The organism is Psychrobacter sp. APC 3279, assembly GCF_030407795.1.
Lineage (GTDB): Bacteria > Pseudomonadota > Gammaproteobacteria > Pseudomonadales > Moraxellaceae > Psychrobacter.
Map to the genome: position 1 here is coordinate 1 of NZ_JASDCR010000047.1, position 841 is coordinate 841.

General features: G+C 44.4%; 1 pseudogene. It reads right to left on the reverse strand.

The annotated features are described in order from the left end of the window. Positions 1-12 precede the first annotated feature (12 nt). Positions 13-761 (reverse strand): annotated as a pseudogene (locus QL898_RS13750) (IS5 family transposase). Positions 762-841 lie beyond the last annotated feature (80 nt).

Consider the following 841-nt stretch of genomic DNA (forward strand, 5'->3'; position numbering starts at 1 on the left):
TAGGGCGTGTCATCAATTAAGCCAAATGACACAAGAAACCAGATAAATAGCACTCAAGAAATGACGGGCTAACTTATCATAGCGAGTAGCAATCGCACGATACTGCTTAATCTTGGCAAAGAAGTTCTCAATTAAATGCCGTGCTTCATAGAGCTCTTTGTCAAAGTCTCTTGGCTGCAACCGATGACACTTAGACGGTATAACTGCGTTGCCTTGTACGGCTTTAATCGGTTCAATGACATGGGCATCAGCATCATAAGCTCTATCGGCAAGCCAGGTTTGGCTAATACTGACATCTAACAACACGTCTGACCCCTGCAAGTCATGAGCGCCGCCACCGGTCAAATAAAAGCCTGTAGGATTGCCTAGCGCATCTGTACGAGTATGTATTTTGGTCGTCAGTCCACCTTTACTGCGACCGATGGCTTGATCCCTTTTTTTCCAGCACTATGCTGATGGGCTTTAACAATAGTGGCGTCTAGCATGGCATATTCATCATCGGATTGCTCAGACAACTGATTAAAAACCTGTTCCCATACGCCTTTTTGTGACCAACGGCTAAAACGAGTATGAATCACTCTAAAGTCGCCAAAACGCTCAGGTAGGTCACGCCAAGGTATGCCTGTTTTATAGCGGTACAAGACGGCTTCTACAAATAAGCGGTTATCCTTTGCAGTAACACCAACGTCATTTGGTTGACCTGGCAGAATGTCTTTAATTCTCGCCCATTGGTCATCTCGTAGGGCATGGCGTCTTGTCATGAGGGTTTTACTCAGATTGCTAAATATAGAGTTACTATAGCTTATTCTAAAATAACTGTGCTAATTGATGACACGCCCTA